General features: G+C 73.2%; 12 protein-coding genes. 8 read left to right on the top strand and 4 right to left on the bottom strand.

Going from position 1 to position 16,272, the window contains the following annotated elements; translation table 11 throughout:
• Window positions 1-16 precede the first annotated feature (16 nt).
• Complete coding sequence (locus ACSRUE_RS15960; protein WP_012239127.1) at window positions 17-598, top strand: hypothetical protein; 582 nt, start codon at window positions 17-19, stop codon at window positions 596-598.
• Window positions 599-628: 30 nt separating this feature from the next.
• On the opposite strand, the gene ACSRUE_RS15955 is transcribed toward ACSRUE_RS15960, so the two are convergent.
• Window positions 629-1,192 (bottom strand): ExbD/TolR family protein, encoded by a 564-nt coding sequence (locus ACSRUE_RS15955; RefSeq protein WP_441291741.1) that lies wholly within the window; start codon window positions 1,190-1,192, stop codon window positions 629-631.
• A 973-nt stretch (window positions 1,193-2,165) separates the two neighbouring features.
• On the opposite strand from ACSRUE_RS15955, the gene ACSRUE_RS15950 reads away from it, so the two are divergent.
• Genes ACSRUE_RS15950 through ACSRUE_RS15940 form a run of 3 tightly spaced genes read left to right on the top strand, consistent with a single transcriptional unit; the run spans window position 2,166 to window position 5,395 of the window.
• The gene (locus tag ACSRUE_RS15950; protein ID WP_441291740.1) at window positions 2,166-3,305 is read left to right on the top strand and encodes a phospholipase D-like domain-containing protein; all 1,140 of its coding nucleotides are present in this window, start codon (window positions 2,166-2,168) and stop codon (window positions 3,303-3,305) included.
• 45 nt (window positions 3,306-3,350) lie between these two features.
• Entirely contained in the window at window positions 3,351-4,190 is an 840-nt protein-coding gene (locus ACSRUE_RS15945; protein WP_441291739.1) for an AAA family ATPase, read from the top strand.
• Between the two features lie 2 nt (window positions 4,191-4,192).
• The gene (locus tag ACSRUE_RS15940) at window positions 4,193-5,395 is read left to right on the top strand and encodes a vWA domain-containing protein (RefSeq protein WP_441291738.1); all 1,203 of its coding nucleotides are present in this window, start codon (window positions 4,193-4,195) and stop codon (window positions 5,393-5,395) included.
• Window positions 5,396-5,422: 27 nt separating this feature from the next.
• Here the strand turns inward: ACSRUE_RS15940 and ACSRUE_RS15935 are convergent, their stop codons facing one another.
• The 3 genes from ACSRUE_RS15935 to ACSRUE_RS15925 form a co-directional block, all read right to left on the bottom strand.
• Window positions 5,423-6,286, bottom strand: coding sequence for a Uma2 family endonuclease (locus tag ACSRUE_RS15935; protein ID WP_441291737.1), 864 nt, complete (start codon window positions 6,284-6,286; stop codon window positions 5,423-5,425).
• Between the two features lie 58 nt (window positions 6,287-6,344).
• A complete protein-coding gene (locus ACSRUE_RS15930; protein WP_437765042.1) occupies window positions 6,345-7,034 on the bottom strand; it encodes a sensor histidine kinase in 690 nt (229 codons plus the stop codon).
• A 118-nt stretch (window positions 7,035-7,152) separates the two neighbouring features.
• A complete protein-coding gene (locus tag ACSRUE_RS15925; protein WP_441291736.1) occupies window positions 7,153-10,155 on the bottom strand; it encodes a TIGR03960 family B12-binding radical SAM protein in 3,003 nt (1,000 codons plus the stop codon).
• A gap of 125 nt (window positions 10,156-10,280) precedes the next feature.
• Here ACSRUE_RS15925 and ACSRUE_RS15920 point away from each other — a divergent pair, with 125 nt between their 5' ends.
• From ACSRUE_RS15920 to ACSRUE_RS15905, 4 genes are all read left to right on the top strand, one after another.
• Window positions 10,281-10,622, top strand: coding sequence for a hypothetical protein (locus ACSRUE_RS15920; RefSeq protein WP_437765040.1), 342 nt, complete (start codon window positions 10,281-10,283; stop codon window positions 10,620-10,622).
• A gap of 117 nt (window positions 10,623-10,739) precedes the next feature.
• Window positions 10,740-11,804 carry a YihY/virulence factor BrkB family protein gene (locus tag ACSRUE_RS15915; RefSeq protein WP_441291735.1) on the top strand — a complete coding sequence of 355 codons (1,065 nt, stop codon included), beginning with the start codon at window positions 10,740-10,742 and terminating at the stop codon, window positions 11,802-11,804.
• Between the two features lie 205 nt (window positions 11,805-12,009).
• On the top strand, window positions 12,010-13,896 hold the full coding sequence (locus ACSRUE_RS15910) for an ATP-binding protein (protein WP_441291734.1): 1,887 nt from the start codon (window positions 12,010-12,012) through the stop codon (window positions 13,894-13,896).
• Window positions 13,893-16,166 (top strand): ATP-binding protein, encoded by a 2,274-nt coding sequence (locus ACSRUE_RS15905; RefSeq protein ID WP_441291733.1) that lies wholly within the window; start codon window positions 13,893-13,895, stop codon window positions 16,164-16,166. Before ACSRUE_RS15910 ends, ACSRUE_RS15905 begins: the two co-directional genes overlap by 4 nt.
• The last annotated feature ends 106 nt before the right edge of the window (window positions 16,167-16,272 follow it).

Genomic DNA, 16,272 nt, shown 5'->3' with positions numbered 1-16,272 from the left:
GTGCTAGGTTGTCCCCGTGTGGGTACGCCGCGCAGCCATTCGCCCCGTCCCCTCGTACGCTCAGGTGCCGGCGCGCGTCCTGTCCGAGATCGAGGATCAGCTCGCCGAGGATGACGACGACTCGCGCAAGCAGCTCGACGACGCGTTCACGCGCTTCGAGCAGACGCAGCCTGCGCTCGCGGACCGGATCTCCTCGGTGCTGTCCGGCCCGCTCGACGAGACGGCGCTCGCCCTCGGCTATTTCCTGACGCTGGCGATCTGGCTCGCCTTCGACGAGCTGTTCGGTCAGGACCTCGACGAGGTCACCGAGACGGCGCTCACGGGCGTCGAGGAGTCGCTGAACCTGGACGAGCAGATCCGCCTCCACGATCCTGCCGAGGCGGTCGACTCGGACGACGTCATCGCGATGGAGCAGCCCGACGTCCTCGCCTTCGTGCAGGAGCACCTCGACGCGGCGCTCGAGGCGAACGCGCACGAGGTCGACGTCGACGACGTCCACGCGATCTACCGGGTGGTGCTGATCGAGGTCCTGGCGCTGAGCTACGCCGTCCGCCCGCCCTCGAACTGGGTAGCGCTGACGACCGAGTTCACCGCGTAACGCGTTTCCCCCGTCGCTCAACCACCGCTCTTAACGTGCCGAGAAGGTGGCCAGGAAGGCTGGCATCTCGGCGCTACGGCCATCATTGAGGAGGACGGTTCGGCGCGGGGCATTGATCGCGTCGAGCACGGCGACGAGCTCACGGAACGGCGTCTTGTTGTCGCTGTGGAGCACGGCCTGGTCGGCGCGGCGGTCGCTCGGGGCGCGGTGCTCTCCGCTCCGCTCCCACTCGCGGCGGATGGCCTCGCCGAGCTCTCTGTAACGGATCGCGGTGGCACCTGCCCCGCCGATCTCGACAGGACGTTTGGGGACGCTCACCTCGCTCAGGACAGTCGCGCCCTGCTTCCACACGAGGTTGAACTGGTCCTCGCCGACATGGACATGCATCGTCCTGAGAGGCTCCTTCTGGCACTCCTCACCACACCCCGCGGCGGCAGGCACCTCCGCGCTGGTCCTGAGCCGCGAGTTCGTGACCCACACCGCCGTGATCAGCAGGAAGGCGATGGTCACCATCAGCAGATCGATGAACGGAATCATGTTGATCTCGCTGTTTCGCGCCCGCCTCTCGCCACCTCCCACGTCGACGCCCGCCATGGCTGCCTCCTTGTGTGTTCGTGTTGTCGCGGCGCACTCGCCAGCTCCGCGGCCGCGCTGCGATAGGAGGACAGAGCGCGGCGCGCGCCGGATGTTCCTGGAAAGCACCAACGTCCTCTCCCCCGCCACGGGTGAACCGCTCGCGGGCGGGCCGCGCCGGCGATGCCGACGAGGAAGAGCGCGACGAGCGATCCCTCGGGTGGCCCACCCTCCGCATCGTCCACTATTTCGGATGCGCTTTGATCCGTCCATCTCAAAAAAGACGCAACGCGTCGTCGCCAAGCGACCTCATCATCGGACGCCGTGAACATGGAAAGGGGGGATGAGAAGCTCGATTTCTTCGGCATAAACGAAGAAGCGGCAGCCTTGCGCCGCGGACGCGAGGGCGCCCTGCCGTCCTCGGGTCAACGCAGCGTGCCGCCCCACGTGCGTCATGGCCGAGCTGTCGCTTGACAGACAATCCGTTATAACGGATGATGTGTCTACGGGTTGGAGGTGAAGCGGATGCGCCCCCAGAGTGCTCAAGTGATCGACCTCGAGGAATACCGGCAGCGGCGGCGGGCGGCTCGGAACGAGCATGTTCCCGAGAGCAACAGGCCGACATCGTCGGGAAGCTCTTTGACCATGCCGGTCGCCCTCTGGTGGTTCCCGATCTGGACGTGGATGCCCGTCTGGCAGGTGCGATGAAATCCGTCCGTCAGAACACGCCACGAAGCTCGCCCGGGCTGGTCTCCGGCGATGGGCTCGGCGCATCGTTGCCCGTGGAGGGCAATCAGAACGGCAGGTCATCCTGTACCTGGTGATGACGTACGTCGAGAAGACGGGCTGATCGGGGCGCTCGACAGCCCGGATCACCGAGGCGCCAGGGTCGCCGAGAGGAGACCGGCGCCGGCCAAGCATCACGCCGGGGCGTCACGCGCTCGTCCGCGCTATCATCGCGCCGCCTCGTCCCGGGCAGCCTGGCCTCCGCCGCATGTCCCAGCCCCCTCCCGCGCCCGCGTTCGCCGAGATGACGGTCGGCGCGCACCGCCTCGCGCTCCTCAAGGACGGCGCGCAGACCTACCCGGCCATGCTCGAGGCCATCGCCGGCGCCCGGCGCACGATCTGCCTCGAGACGTACATCCTCCGGGTCGATCGCACCGGCCAGCGCTTCGCCGAGGCGCTCATGGAGCGCGCGGCGGCCGGCGTCGAGGTGAACGTCCTCTTCGACGCCTGGGGCTCCTCCGTCTCGTCGTCCTTCCTCGACGGGCTCCGCCGCGCCGGCGTCCGGTCCCTCGCCTTCCGCCCCCTCGACCTCTCCGCCCCGCTCGGGAAGGTCGCCCGCCGCGACCACCGCAAGGCGCTCATCGTCGACGGTGCGATCGCCTTCACGGGCGGCCTCAACCTCTCCGACGACTACGCGGCTCCGGAGGACGGCGGCGCCGGCTGGCGCGATACCCATCTCCGCATCGAGGGGCCCGCCGCCGCCGAGCTCCAGTACTTCTTCTTGCGCACGTGGCAGCGCACAGGCGGCGCCCCCATCGACGACGAGCGCTACGTCTACGCCGCGCGCAGGCCCGACCCCGCCGTCCAGATCATCAGCAACGACCTCCCCCGCCGCAGGCACCGCCACGGCATCCGCGACGCCTACCGGCACGCCATCGAGCGCGCCCGGCGCAGGATCTTCATCACCAACGCCTACTTCCTGCCGCCGCTCCGGATCATCCACGCGCTCTCCGCCGCGGCCCGCCGCGGCGTCGACGTCAGGATCATGGTCGCCGGCACCACCGACGTGCCCGCGGTCCTGCTCGCGTCGCGCGCGATCTACGGCCACCTCCTCGACGCCGGCGCCCGCATGTTCGAGTGGCACGGCCGCGTCCTTCACGCCAAGACCGCGGTCATCGACGGCCTCTGGTCCACCGTCGGCTCCACCAACCTCGACAGCCAGTCGCTCCGCATGAACCTCGAGGTGAACGCCGTCGTCGCGCACCGCGGGTTCGCGGGCGCGATGGAGCGGATGTTCGCCGACGACCTCGCCCACTGCCACGAGATCACCGCCGCGCGCTGGGCCGAGCGCCCCCTCTGGGAGCGGGCCGCCTCGTGGACGGCCTACCTCGCGCGCGACTGGCTCTGATCCCGCGCGGTCCGCCGCGCTCGGCGGGGGTGCTACCGTTCCGGCATGTCCGATTTCCGCCGCTTCCGCGGCACCGAACGCTACCTCACGAGCGAGGCGCTCGAGGCCGCCGTCAACTGCGCGCTGGTCCTGGAGCGGCCGCTCCTCGTCAAGGGAGAGCCCGGCACCGGCAAGACGCTGCTCGCCGAGGCCATCGCGCGGAGCCTGTCGGCCGAGCTCATCACGTGGCATGTCAAGAGCACCACGCGGGCCCAGGACGGGCTCTACGTCTACGACACCGTGCAGCGGCTCTACGACGCGCGCTTCGGCGACGGCGACGTCCGCGATATCCGCCGGTACATCAAGCTCGGCCCGCTCGGCAAGGCGTTCAACGCCTCGGCGCGCGTCGTGCTGCTCATCGACGAGGTCGACAAGGCGGACCTCGAGTTCCCGAACGATCTCCTCCACGAGCTCGATCGGATGCGCTTCCGCATCGCCGAGACCGGCGACGAGATCGCCGCGCGGGAGCGGCCCGTCGTCATCATCACCAGCAACAACGAGAAGGAGCTGCCGGACGCGTTCCTGCGCCGCTGCGTCTTCCACTTCATCGATTTCCCGGAGCCCGAGCTCATGCGGGAGATCCTCCGCGTCCACCACCCCGATCTCGATCGGACGCTCGCCGACCAGGCGATGCAGGTCTTCTACGAGATCCGGAAGAACACGCGGATCCGGAAGCGCCCCTCGACGAGCGAGCTCATCGACTGGATCGCCGTCCTGCGGAGCGCGGGCGTGGGCGAGGTGAAGCTCGACAAGGCGCTGCCGTTCCTCGGCGCGCTGCTCAAGAAGGAGCAGGACCTGGTCGCGCTGGCCGATCAGCTGGCGGGCGGCAGGCGGTTCCGGTCCTAGCGATGTTCGTCGCGTTCCTCTACGAGCTCCGGGCCCGCAAGGTCCCGGTCGGCGCCCAGGAGGCCGTCGGCCTCGCGCGCGCGCTCGCCGCGGGCCTCCACGAGAGCTCGCTCGAGGGCTTCTACCACGTCGCGCGGGCGATGCTCGTCCACTCGGAGGCGCACCTCGACGACTTCGATCTGGCGTTCGCCCAGCACTTCCGCGGCGTGCACGTGGAGGCCAAGGCGGTGACGGAGGAGCTCCTCTCGTGGCTCCGGGATCCCATCAAGATGCGCGCCCTCTCCGACGAGGAGAGGGCGATGATCGAGGAGCTCGATCTGGAGGAGGTGCTCCGGCGGTTCGAGGAGCGCCTCCGCGAGCAGCGCGAGCGCCACGACGGGGGGAGCCGGTGGATCGGGACCGGCGGCACCTCGCCGTTCGGCCGCGGCGGCTTCCATCCGAGCGGCATCCAGGTCGGCGGCCCCGCGGGCGGGCGCAGCGGCGCCGTGCAGAACGCCGACGCCCGCCGCTACCGCCCCTACCGCAGCGATCTCACGCTCGACGTGCGCCAGATCGAGGTGGCGCTGCGCAAGCTGCGCGCCTTCGCGCGCGAGGGCGGCGATCGCGAGCTCGACATCGAGGCGACGATCGACGCGACGGCCAGGAACGCGGGCGAGATCGAGATCGTCACGAGGCCCCCGCGCCGGCCGAACACGCGCGTGATCCTGATGATGGACGTGGGCGGCTCGATGGATCCCAGCGCCGCGCTCGTGTCGCAGCTCTTCAGCGCGGCGAAGCGCGCGACGCACTGGAAGGAGCTGAGGAGCTACTACTTCCACAACTGCGTCTACGAGAGGGTCTTCAGGACCGAGGGGCTCCTCGACCCCGTCCCGGTGCGCGAGCTCCTCCGCGAGTGCGGCAAGCACCACAAGCTCGTGATGGTCGGAGACGCCTCGATGGCGCCCTACGAGCTGCTCGGCTCGTCGGGCTCCGGCGGCGGCGCGGGCTCCTCGTTCGACCCCGACGCGCGGCTGCCCGGCGTCGCCTGGCTGACGATGCTCCGCGACCATTTCGACCGCGCCGTGTGGCTGAACCCCGACGGGATCGGCCCCTACCCCCACCCGACCGTCGACGCGATCAAGACCATCTTCCCGATGTTCGCGCTCACGCTGGAGGGCCTGGGAGAGGCCATCGCCGAGCTCGTCCGCGGTCGCGGCCGCGCCTGAGCCGTGCGGCGCGCGCGCGGGCCCGGGTCAACGCCCCGCGCGGCGGAACACCTCCGCCGTGGCCGACGCGACGAGCGCGCGGTCGAGCCAGCGGTCGAGCTCCCGCTCGCTCCTGCACGACGAGATCTTCGCCGCGGCCGCCTTCGTGAGCCGCAATCCTCGCCGAGCGAGGACACGCCTCAGCGCGTCGCGCTTGCCCTCGAGGATCCCCTCCTCGCGCCCCGCTTCGCGGCCTTCCTCGCGCCCCGCTTCGCGGCCTTCCTCGCGCCCCTGCTCGCGGCCTTCCTCGCGCCCTGCATCGAGCACGGCGTCGAGATCCTCGTATCCGCGCCGCTGGAGGAGGTTGGTCAGCGTGCTCTTCTCCGCCTCGCTTCGGTCGTAGAGCGCCTCGACCCGGACCGCGTTCTTCAGGATGCCCGGCGCGCTCAGCAGCTCCCCGGGGAGCGCGACGCGCACCTTCCGGCGCGGCTCGTGCACCTCGACCCGCCGTGGACCGGTGAGGCGCACCACCCACAAGAGCTTCGTACCGGCCGCGAGCAGGTCGGCGATCTTCTCCTTCAGCGCCTTCTCGTCCTGCCCCACGTCGGCGTACTCGATCGCGAGCTCCGGCACGCCCTTCACCCAGCCCGGCCTGTCGGGCACGTTCCCCACCGCGACGTCCGGCGCCCGGAGGGTGCCCGGATCCGGGGAGTACCCCGTGTCCACGCCCACCTCCTTGACCGCCGGGTCCCACCCCACGACCGAGCTGCCCAGGTGGTTCGGCCCCGAGGCACGCCCCCCCGTGGGGGCGCAGTAGACGGGGTGGCCGTTCGACAGCTCGTACGGATCCCCCGCGCGGAGGTGCTCCGCGCGGAAAGGGCCCCGCTCCCCCGTCCGGTGCTTCACCTGCATGAGAGGACGATAGCACGCCGGGGATTCGCCCCGGGGAGCTCGCCACGCTCCGCGCCCGTCACGCGTTCGGCAACCACATGCGGAACGCCGCCCCCCCGCACCGGCCCGCCGTCGCGGTGATCTCGCCGCCGTGCGCCTCGACGATGACCCGGCTCAGCGCGAGGCCGAGGCCGGTCCCCTTCACCTTGGCGGTCACGAGCGGCTCGAAGAGGTGGTCGGCCACGCACGGAGGAACGCCGGGGCCGTTGTCCTCGATCTCGAGGTGCGTGCGCTCGTCGCCCCTCCACGCCCGCGTGACGATCACGCCGCCGGGCCCCTCGTGAAACGCCTCGATCGCGTTGAGGTAGAGGTTCGAGAAGACGCGCTCGAGCAGGATCGGGTCGCACAGGAGCGTGAGGTCGGCCGGCGCGACGGCGACCTCGAATCGGACCGCCGTGGGCAGCACCAGCGCGTGCCGCGCGCTCTCGATGAGCCGGCCGAGGTGCGCCGGCTCGCGCCGCAGCGGCTCGCCGCGCGCCAGCCCGAGGACGCTGCCGATGACCTCGTGCGCCTTGCGGATCTCGCACGTCACCCGGTCGAGGTGGCGCAGCAGGCGAGGCCGATCGTCGAGGTCGCGCTGCGCCAGGTAGAGCGACGACTCCGCGACCGCGAGGGCGTTGCGCAGCTCGTGGGCGACGCTCGCGCCGACCGCCCCCGCCGCGGCCAGGCGCGCCGCGCAGCACGCCGTCTCGTGAGCCTCCTTTTCCATAAAGCAAAGCGCAGCGTAGCCGATCCCCGAGCGATCGCCCGCGCGCGCTCCGCGCTCCACCACCGCCGCCGCCACCGCCGCCGGGAGGATCTTTACGACACGGCCGTCCCGGGCTGGCTCACTCGGCGTCCGCGGCGAGCGGGAGGGCCGGTGTTCGCTCCGGAGCCGGCTTGACGCGGCGCGCCCGCTCGAGATCGAAGAGCGAGAAGCGCTCGCCCGCTGCGGAGCCCGCCGGCGGGGTACGGCCGAACAGCTGAAGCCGCACGGCGCGGTGCGGCGGCGGCGTGATCGCGCCCGGCGCCTCGCCCGGCTCTCCCGTGATCACCGCCGCGACCTCGGACGACTTCACCGCACCCGAGCCGCGGATATCGACCTCGACCTCGAGGGCGACGAGATCGCCGACGAGCCCGGCGCGCGCGAGCGCCGCGTGGACCTCGGGCCCGCCGACCTCGGCCCGCACGAGGTACTGGCGCACGTCGACCATCTTGGCGAGCCGGTCGATCTCCCGGCGGATCGGGAGCGACGCGGCCGAGAGGGCGGCGCTGCAGCGGGCGGCGAGGAGCGCCTCCGCGTCGCCGCCGATCGCAGAGCGCGCGAAGGCGAGCGCGTAGCGCGCGCCGGCGATGAGCTTGCTCAGGGAAGGGTCCTCCGGGCCGAGCTGGACGGCGCCGCGGAACACGAGCCCGCGCGGGCTCGCGGCCGACATCGCGGCGACGAGCGCGTCGAGCGCGGCGGGATCGAGGTCGCGCTCGAGGCGGAGGTCGACGTACTCATCGAGGCTGATCACGCCGAGCGAGAGCGCCGGCGAGAAGGTCATGTCGGGCTTCGGGTGGAAGCCCGCGGTGTAGGTCATCGGCGCGCCGACGCGCCGGAGCACGCGGGGCAGCTCGCGCACGACGTCGAGGTGGCCGAGCAGCGCCATCGGCCCGGCCTTCTCGAAGCGGAAGCGGTAGCGGAAGCCGCCGCGCCCCTTCGGCGCAGGCGCGATCCGCCGCGCGCGGTGGGGCGCCTCCCCTTCGGCGCGCGGGGGCTCCCTGCCGCCGCCGCTCTCCTGCTCCGTGGCAACGACGCTCGCCCGCTCCGCGCCGCCGTCGCTCGCCGGCGCGCCAGAGGGACCCGCGGCGGCCGCGGGCGGCGCGGCGCCTGCGTCGGTGAGCACCGGCAGCGAGCGCCGGTGGGCGCCGAGCCGATCGAGGAAGGTGAGCCGCTCCTCGCGCATCTGCGTCATGTCGCAGGCGACGCCGCAGTCGTAACAGACGAGCCGCCGCGCGTCGGCCTTGGCGTCGTCGAGGTTCGTGTGGTGGACGAACGTGCCGGCGACCTTGCCGCACGGCGGGCTGAGGCGGCTCTGGAGCGCCTTCCTGTACTCCTTCGCGAGGAAGCCCTCCTCGAGGCCGACGTCGATGTGATCCCAGGGCAGCCGCGCCGTCACCGGGAGGGTGCCGAGGTACTTCGCGCGGTCGACGCCGACGTGCGTGAACGCCTCCTCCCACACGGCGAGATCGAGCCTGTCCTCCCACGAATCGAAGCGGGCGCCGCGCCGCCAGGCGCGCTCGAGGACGTCGGCGAGGGGGCGGTCGCCGCGGGCGAAGATGCCCTCGAGGACGCTGGCGTGCGCCTCGTGGGTCTTCAGCGTGACGGCGCGATACGGCCGCACGGTATCCTTGAGCAGCTGCTGCTTGCGCCCGACCTCGCCGAGCGTGTCCATCGCCGCCCACTGGAAGGGCGTGTGGGGCTTCGGCACGTGGGTCGAGACGCTGACCGTCACGTCGACCGGCTTGCCCCTGCCCGCCGCCCTCTTCCCGGCGCCGGCGGCGCGGGCGCCCGTCTCGACGATGCCGCGCACGTCCTCGTCGGTCTCGGTCGGCAGGCCGATCATGAAGTAGAGCTTCATCTTGCCCCAGCCCCGGCTGAACACGCGCTCGGCCGTCTCGAGGAGCTGCTCCTCCGTGACGTTCTTGTTCACGACGTCGCGCATCCGCTGGGAGCCCGCCTCCGGCGCGAAGGTGAGGCCGGTCGCGCGCACGCGCTTGAGCTCGTCGAGCAGGTCGGGCTCGAGCCCGTAGGCGCGCAGCGACGAGACGCCGAGCGAGATGCGCTCCGCGGTGAGGCGCTCGGTGACCTTCTTGATGAGCGGCGAGATGCACGAGACGTCGGCGGTCGAGAGCGCCGTGAGCGAGACCTCGTCCTGGCCGGACCTCTGCACCGCGCGCATCACGGTGTCGACGATCTGCTCGGGATCGCGCTCGCGGACGGGCCGGTAGATCATGCCGGCCTGACAGAAGCGGCACCCCTCGGTGCAGCCGCGGGCGATCTCGATCGACATGCGGTCGAAGATGGCCTCGGGCCCGCCGGTGGGGCTCTCGTCGGGGAACGGGTACTTGTTCAGGTCGACGAGGGCGCGCTCGATCGGGAACGGGATCCCGGAGGCGAGCGGGCGGTCCACGACCTCGAAGCCGGTGTCGGGATCGAGCCGGGTCGCGTAGAGCGAGGGCACGTAGACGGCGCCGAGGCGCGCGATCGCGACGAGCCGCTCGCGCCGCGGCACGCCCTCGCGCTTGAGCCGCGCCCACGCGAGGGCGACCTCGGTCGCCTTCTCCTCCCCGTCGCCGATGACGATGGCGTCGAGGAAGGGGGCGATCGGCTCGGGGTGGGTCGCCGTCGGGCCGCCCGCGATCACGATCGGGTCGTCCTCGCCGCGGTCCGCCGCGCGCAGCGGGACGCCGCCGAGGTGCAGCATCGTGAGGATGTTGGAGTACGTGAGCTCGAACTGCAGGGAGAAGCCCACGACGTCGAAGTCCCTGAGCGGGCGCGCGGACTCGAGGGACACGAGCGGCAGCCCGCGCTTCACGAGCTGCGCCTCCATGTCGACCCAGGGGGTATAACAGCGCTCGGCCAGCGTGCGCGGGTCGTCGTTCAGCAGCTTGTAGAGGATCTTGAAGCCGAGGTGGCTCATCCCGATGTCGTAGACATCCGGGAATGCCAGGCAGACGCGCGCCTCGACCGACGCCCAGTCCTTCACGACCGAGCCGACCTCGCCGCCCGCGTAGCGCGCGGGCTTCTCGACCTGATCGAGGAAGGAGGCGTACGGGTGATCGGCGAGCAGGGGGAGGCTGTCCATGGCGCTTCGGCGCGTAGCATGGCCGGCCGGCGCCGGCATCCGCGGCTCGCTCGAGCCAGCTCGAACCGCCGTCCGGGGCCGCAGGCCGGAGCGGCGCGGCGGCCTGCTTGGGCTATGCTCACGACGTGCGCGAGCGTGATGCCCATCATGTGGAGATCGACCGGGCGCGGCATATCGAGTACCGGGACCCCAGCGAGTTCGACCGGATCGCCTTCGCCATGCGCACGCTGGACCGCCTCCGGCCGAAGCGGATGACGGTGGCCGTCTACCCCGCGCTCGCCGCGATGCGCGTCGAGCGCGGGCGCAACCTGCAGCGCGGCGAGGGCGGCTCCTGGGCGATCGTCGGCATCCCGCCGCACGCGAGCCGCGAGCACATCGCCTACGCCCTCGCCGAGCTCGCCGGCGTCGAGTCGGTGCCCTACGCCGTACAGAGCCTCCTCGCCGCCGACAGGAGCACCGACGCCTAGGCGCGCGCGCGCCAGAGCCCCGCTGCACGGACATCGCCGCTGTGCCGAGATCGGCCGCGCGCGGCGGCGGGGCGGATGGTATTGCGCCCCGCACGAGGGAGAGCGACGCTGCCCTCCGTGCCTGCTCCGATCCGGCAACAGATCGCGCGCCACCACGCAGCGAAGGCGGTGTGGAGCGTCATCGTCAGCCTGGATCGCCACAACGGGCCGCGGGCCGCGAGCGCGATGGCCTTCGACGCGTTCCTCAGCCTGATCCCGCTGGCCGCCTTCGCCGGCTATGTGCTCAGCCGGATCCACCAGTGGTCGGATGTGGTGGTGCGGCCCATCCTGCAGGCGGCGCCCCCGGACGTCGCGAAGCTCGTCTCGGAGGAGCTCATCCGGCTCTCGCAGTCGTCGGCGGTCGCGCCGATCAGCATCACCGGCTTCCTCTGGATCACGTCCTCCGGGATCTCGACCGCCATGGGCGTGTTCGACACGATCTACAACACGCGCGAGCGCCCCTGGTACGTGCGCAGGGCGATCGCGGCGGCGTGCGTGATGGCCAGCCTGGCCGTGGTGCCCGTGGTCGCCGGCGTGGGCGTGCTGATCGGCACGCTCTCCGGATCGACCGGCGCCCGCATCGTCGCCTTCGCCCTCCCCGGGGGCCTCGTCATCTGCATGGTCGCCGCCTTCTTCAGGATCTCGATCCAGCGCCCGAACATCGAGCGACGCCGGATCTTCCCGGGCGCGGTGCTCACGGTGGTGCTCTGGTCCGCCGTGTCGACCCTCTTCTCGCTCTACGTCGCCACGCTCGGCCGCTACGCCACGTTCTACGGGAGCCTCGCGACCGTCGCGATCTTCCTGTTCTGGCTGTGGCTCCTGGCGCTGGCGCTGCTCATCGGGGGCGAGCTGAACGCGCGCCTGGAGCGGGAGCGCGACGGGGTGATGTCGATCCCGCCCCCCGGCAAGTGGAGCGCGCTCGCGCTCTCCGATCTGACCGAGCTCTCCGATCTGCCCCAGAGCGTCACGCCGCCGCCCCAGAGCGTCACGCCGCTGCCCCTGAGCACCACCCTCCCCCAGGGCGCAGCGCTCCCCCGCGGGGCAGCGGCGCGGCTCGGCGACGCCCAGGGCGCGGGCAGCGCGGACGAGGACGAAGCGCGCGGCGCGCCGAGCTCGCCGCGCGAGCACCAAGCCGCCGGGTAGGCCGAGGCGGCGGGAGGCCGACGCCCCCGGCGGCCGCGCGCTGAAGGACGGACGGTCGACGCCCGACGGTTCGGCTCGGCACGGGCGGTGAAAGCGCCGTCGCTCGTCCGCCACTCGGCGCTCACTCGGCGCGCATTCGCACGGTGGGTGCGCGCACTTCGCGCAGGGGCATGTCGAGGGCGGGCGTGAGGGGGAGCAGTCGAGCGTGCACGCGCACTACGGAGCGGGGGGTGACGGGGGCGGCAACCGACGCGCCGCGCCTTTGCCGGGCGACGCCGGGCTGTACTTTCTGGGGGCGCTGCACGAGCTCGTCGCCGTCGGCCTGCACCGCCCCGCGCTCGAGGCGCTGTGCGCGGGGCAGCGCGACCTCGCGGAGCCGCCCATCGACCGCGCCTACCTGCTCAAGATCCTCGACGAGGAGATCTGCCGGCAGTTCGGGCATCCGCTCCGGCCGCTCATCGAGCTCGTGCTCAACGCGGCCGACGCGGCCCGCGCGCCGCAGCCCGTCGTCGACGTCGCCGTCACCGACGGGCGCGTCGAGGTCAGCGACGCCGGCGCCGGCATGGGGCTCCGGGCAATCCTCTCACGGCTGCTCATCCCGTTCGCGACGGACAAGCGGCCAGGGATCGATCTCGGCCGGTTCGGGGTCGGGTTCTTTTCCGTGCTCGGGCTGGGGCTCTCGGATCCGGAGAGCTTCAGCTTGCACGTCACCACCGGCGACGGCGTCGAGGGATGGGCGATCCGCGTCGTGGCCTGGCCCAGCGCGGGCGACGCGGGCAGCGCGCCTGCGAGCGCCTCGGAGGAGCTCGGGCAAGCCAGCGGCCGCGCGTCGCCCGAGCTCACCGCCGCCCTGATGTGCTCGGTGCGCCGGATCGCGCCGCTGCTCGGGACGCGCGTGCGCGTCACCTCGGCGCTGCTCGAGACGGCGACGGTCCGCGCGTACCTGCGCGACGCGCTCCACTTCTTCCCCGCGAGCCGCGCCCTCGTGCTGCTCGACGGCGCGGCCGTGAACGACGGCCGGCTGATCTCCGGCGGGCAGCTCATCCAGGAGCGGGTCGCGGTCGCGCCAGAGCCCCCCGGCGCGGCCGCGCTGGAGGCGCGGGCCCACCTCGAGGGGGAGCGCGGCGACGCGCTCCTCGCGCGGTTCCACGTCGGCGGGCGAGGGCTGCTCCCGAGCATCTCGGCGGCCACCTTCCACGCCGGGGTCAAGGTCGACGCCTGCCTCGCCCTCGCCGAGCTCGCGCTCATCGATTTCCCGGCCGCCGTGGAGCTGACCGAGGGGCGGGACGCGCTCAAGGTCGGGCCCGAGTTCACCGCGGTCGCGACGGCCTTCTACCGGCGCCTCATCGAGCTCGCCGCGGCGAGCGGCGAGGGCCGGCGCACGCGCGACAGGCTCGCCGAGATGGCCGCCCAGATCAGCGCGCTCATGCTGCAATCCGCGGGCTGGGACGAGGTCGCCCTCGATCTCGCGCGCGCCCTGCTCGGCCCCGGGCGCTGCATGGTGACCCCCGAGCGGCGCGAGGCGCTGCTCGGGTTCCTCGGGCCGAGCGTGGCCGAGCGGCTGTTCGTGCCGGAGAGCTTCTGGGCGGAGCGCGAGTGGCAGCCGCACCTGCCCGGCGAGCGCGAGCTGCTCGAGGACGAGCTCGAGATCGACGCGCCGGAGACGCTCTCGGCCCTGGCGCGGCGCCGCGGCGACCTCTCCGGGCTGCCGCTGCTCGTCGCGCGGGCGACGAGCCCGCACACGACGATGGTCGCCCTCTGCCGGAGCCGGCTCCAGCCGGACCGCGGCGCGGGCGCGGCGGCGCGCCGGGCGCCGGGCGTGCCGCCGCTCCCCGACGCCCCGGGGCGGCGGCCGGCGGGGCCGCTGCCGTGCCTCGGCACGCGCCGGCTCCTGCTCATCCGCGACGACAGCGCGGCGGTGCGGCGCCCCTCGGGCTGGAGCGACTGGTACGCGCTGCGGGCCGCCTTCGACCGGGCCTCCGGGGTGCGCGAGGCCGATCTTGAGCGCGATCTCATCGTCGGCGAACCCGTGGACGGGGCGGCCTTCGCGGCGCCCCGGCCCGGCGAAAGGACGTCTGGAGGCGAGCCATGACCCAGATCTCGTACGGGCTTTTCTCGGAGCTCTTGCTCGTGCGGATCCACGGGCGCGCCGAGGCCTACTTGCAGGCGAGCAGCGCGGAGCGCCTCGCGCTCGTCGCCGCCTGCCGCGGCGAGGCGACGGTGCCCGACCTCGCGCAGCGCATCCTCTCCCGCACCATCTACGCGCAGGCGTCGTCGCGGATCGGCCCGCTCCGCGAGCTGCTCCAGAACGCGCTCGACGCGTCGCCGCCGGGCGCCCGCATCGACGTCCGCTCGTCCGAGGACGGGCGCGAGATCTCGGTCACCGATCAAGGCCGCGGCATGAGCCGGACCGAGCTCCTCGCCGACCTGCTCGTGCCCTTCCGGAGCGGCAAGGCGGGCGAGCCCGACGCGATCGGCGAGCACGGGATCGGCTTCTTCTCCGTGCTCGAGATCGCGCCGTGGATCGAGGTGGTCACGGCGACGCCCTCGGGCGGGCACCGGCTGCTCGTCGCGCCGCTCGGCGGGGGGCCGCCCTACGAGGACTTCTCGTGGACGCTCCTGTCCCTGCCCCGCCCCCCGCCCGCGCCGTACGCGGACGGCGGCCGCGCGGGCGCCGCTGCGCGCCGTGTCGACGAGCGCGCCTCCGAGCCGCCGCGCCGCCCGACGACGGGCACCTCGGTGAGGCTGTCGCTCTCGCAGCCGATCTCGCGGCCCGCGCTCGCCGCGGAGGTCACCGCGGCGGTGGGGCTGGTCGACGCGACCGTCGCGCGGATCTACGTGGACGGCGCGCTCGTCAACACGGCGCGCGGGCGCCTCCGCCGCGCCGCGGAGGTGCCGCTCCGGCTCCCGCCGTCGGGCGGGCTCTGCGGCGCGGTCGAGCTGTTCGTGGGCCGGGGCGACGGCATCGAGCCGCAGCTCACGATCACCCAGAAGGGGCTCACGGTGGCGACGCGGATCGATCCCTTCCCTGGCCCCGAGCTCGGGCTTCACCGCGAGCTGGCGCGGGCGATCACGGCGGCGGGCTTCGGCCTGGTCGCGGAGCTGCCGCTCGGCGTGCCGCTCAACAAGGGCCGCTCGGCGGTCGCGGCGACCGCGTCCGCGGCGGTCGAGGCGGCGCTCGTCGCGGCCTTCGAGCGGTTCGTCCTGCGCGACGCCCTGTACGACCGCGAGCTCCTGCGCGCGGTCGATCACCGCCTCTCCTCGGTCCTCGACCGGCTCCTCCACGCGGCGCTGCTCGGCGAGAGCATCACGATCGCGTCCGCGCAGGCGGTGGACGAGCTCGATCCGGTCGCGCGCACCCCCACGGTGGCGGCGCCCGAGCAGGTCATCCGCTTCGCGAGCGGGCTGCTCGACGCGCCCCTCTTCCGGTCGATCGTCGTCGACACCGGCCAGCGGCCCTCGGGGGCGGCGCTCTCCCCGCTCGGCCAGGTCCACTACCGGAGCGCGCCGCTGACGCTGCGCGAGCTGCTCCAGGCGCACCGGACCGGCGTGCTCCGCCCGCTGGAGGCCGCGCCGTCGCTGTCGTCGAGCCAGGTCCGCAGCACCGCCCGCTGGCCGCTCGGCGCCTCCGGTCCGGGGCCGGACGCCGCCGTGGGGCGGGAGGCCGCCGGCGTGCGGCCCGGGGATCTCGTGTACCTCGCGCTCGACGAGCCGCTCGCGCAGGCGTTCTGGCGGCGCCTCGCGAGCGAGGGCGCGGCGTCGCAGCCCCTCCAGGCCGCCGCCGGGGCGCCTCCGCGGGCGCCGGGCGCCGCGCCGTGCCCGATGCCCCGCACCTCGCGCGAGGCGCTCCTCAAGACCGCGCTCGACGTGCCCGGCGTCCGCGCCGTGGCCGCGGCCATGACGATCATCGAGCGGCTCGACGCGGCGATCTCCGAGTCCGCGGACCTCCCGGCGTCGCCGATCTGGGTGCACCAGGACCTCTACGGCCCCGACGAGATGGCGCACACCGACGGGAGCGGGATCAGCGTGAACCTCGCGTCGGCCCGGGTGCGGGCGCTGCTCACCGCGGTGCTCCTGCGCGACGACGCGGTCGCCTTCACGGCGCTGGCGGATCTCCTGCTCCACGAGAAGACCCACGTCTCGCTGGCGAGCTACGTCCCGCGCCCGACGGCCGAGCACGGCACGAGCTTCTACCGCCGCAAGGACTGGATGCGCCGCCGCCTGCTCGCGGCGATCGCGAGCGGCGCGGTCGCCGACCCGATGCGCTGGCTCGCGGTGGCGCGGCGGGGGCTCGCGAGCGCGGCGCTGCCGGCGCCGTCGGAGCTCTCGCAGGCGTTCCTGGCGGCGGCCGCGGCCGCGTGAGAGCGGCGGCCGCGGCCGCGTGAGACGCGCCCCGCGCCGCCGGGGAGCGGCGCGCGAGGCCACCGTGGCGGCTGCGTTCAGCTCAACCCGGAGGCTGTCCGGAGCC

Origin of the sequence: Sorangium sp. KYC3313, from assembly GCF_052075895.1 — a bacterium.
Lineage (GTDB): Bacteria > Myxococcota_A > Polyangia > Polyangiales > Polyangiaceae > Sorangium > Sorangium cellulosum_B.
Note: the sequence above shows the minus strand (reverse complement) of the source record. Positions and strands in the feature narration are given on the sequence as shown.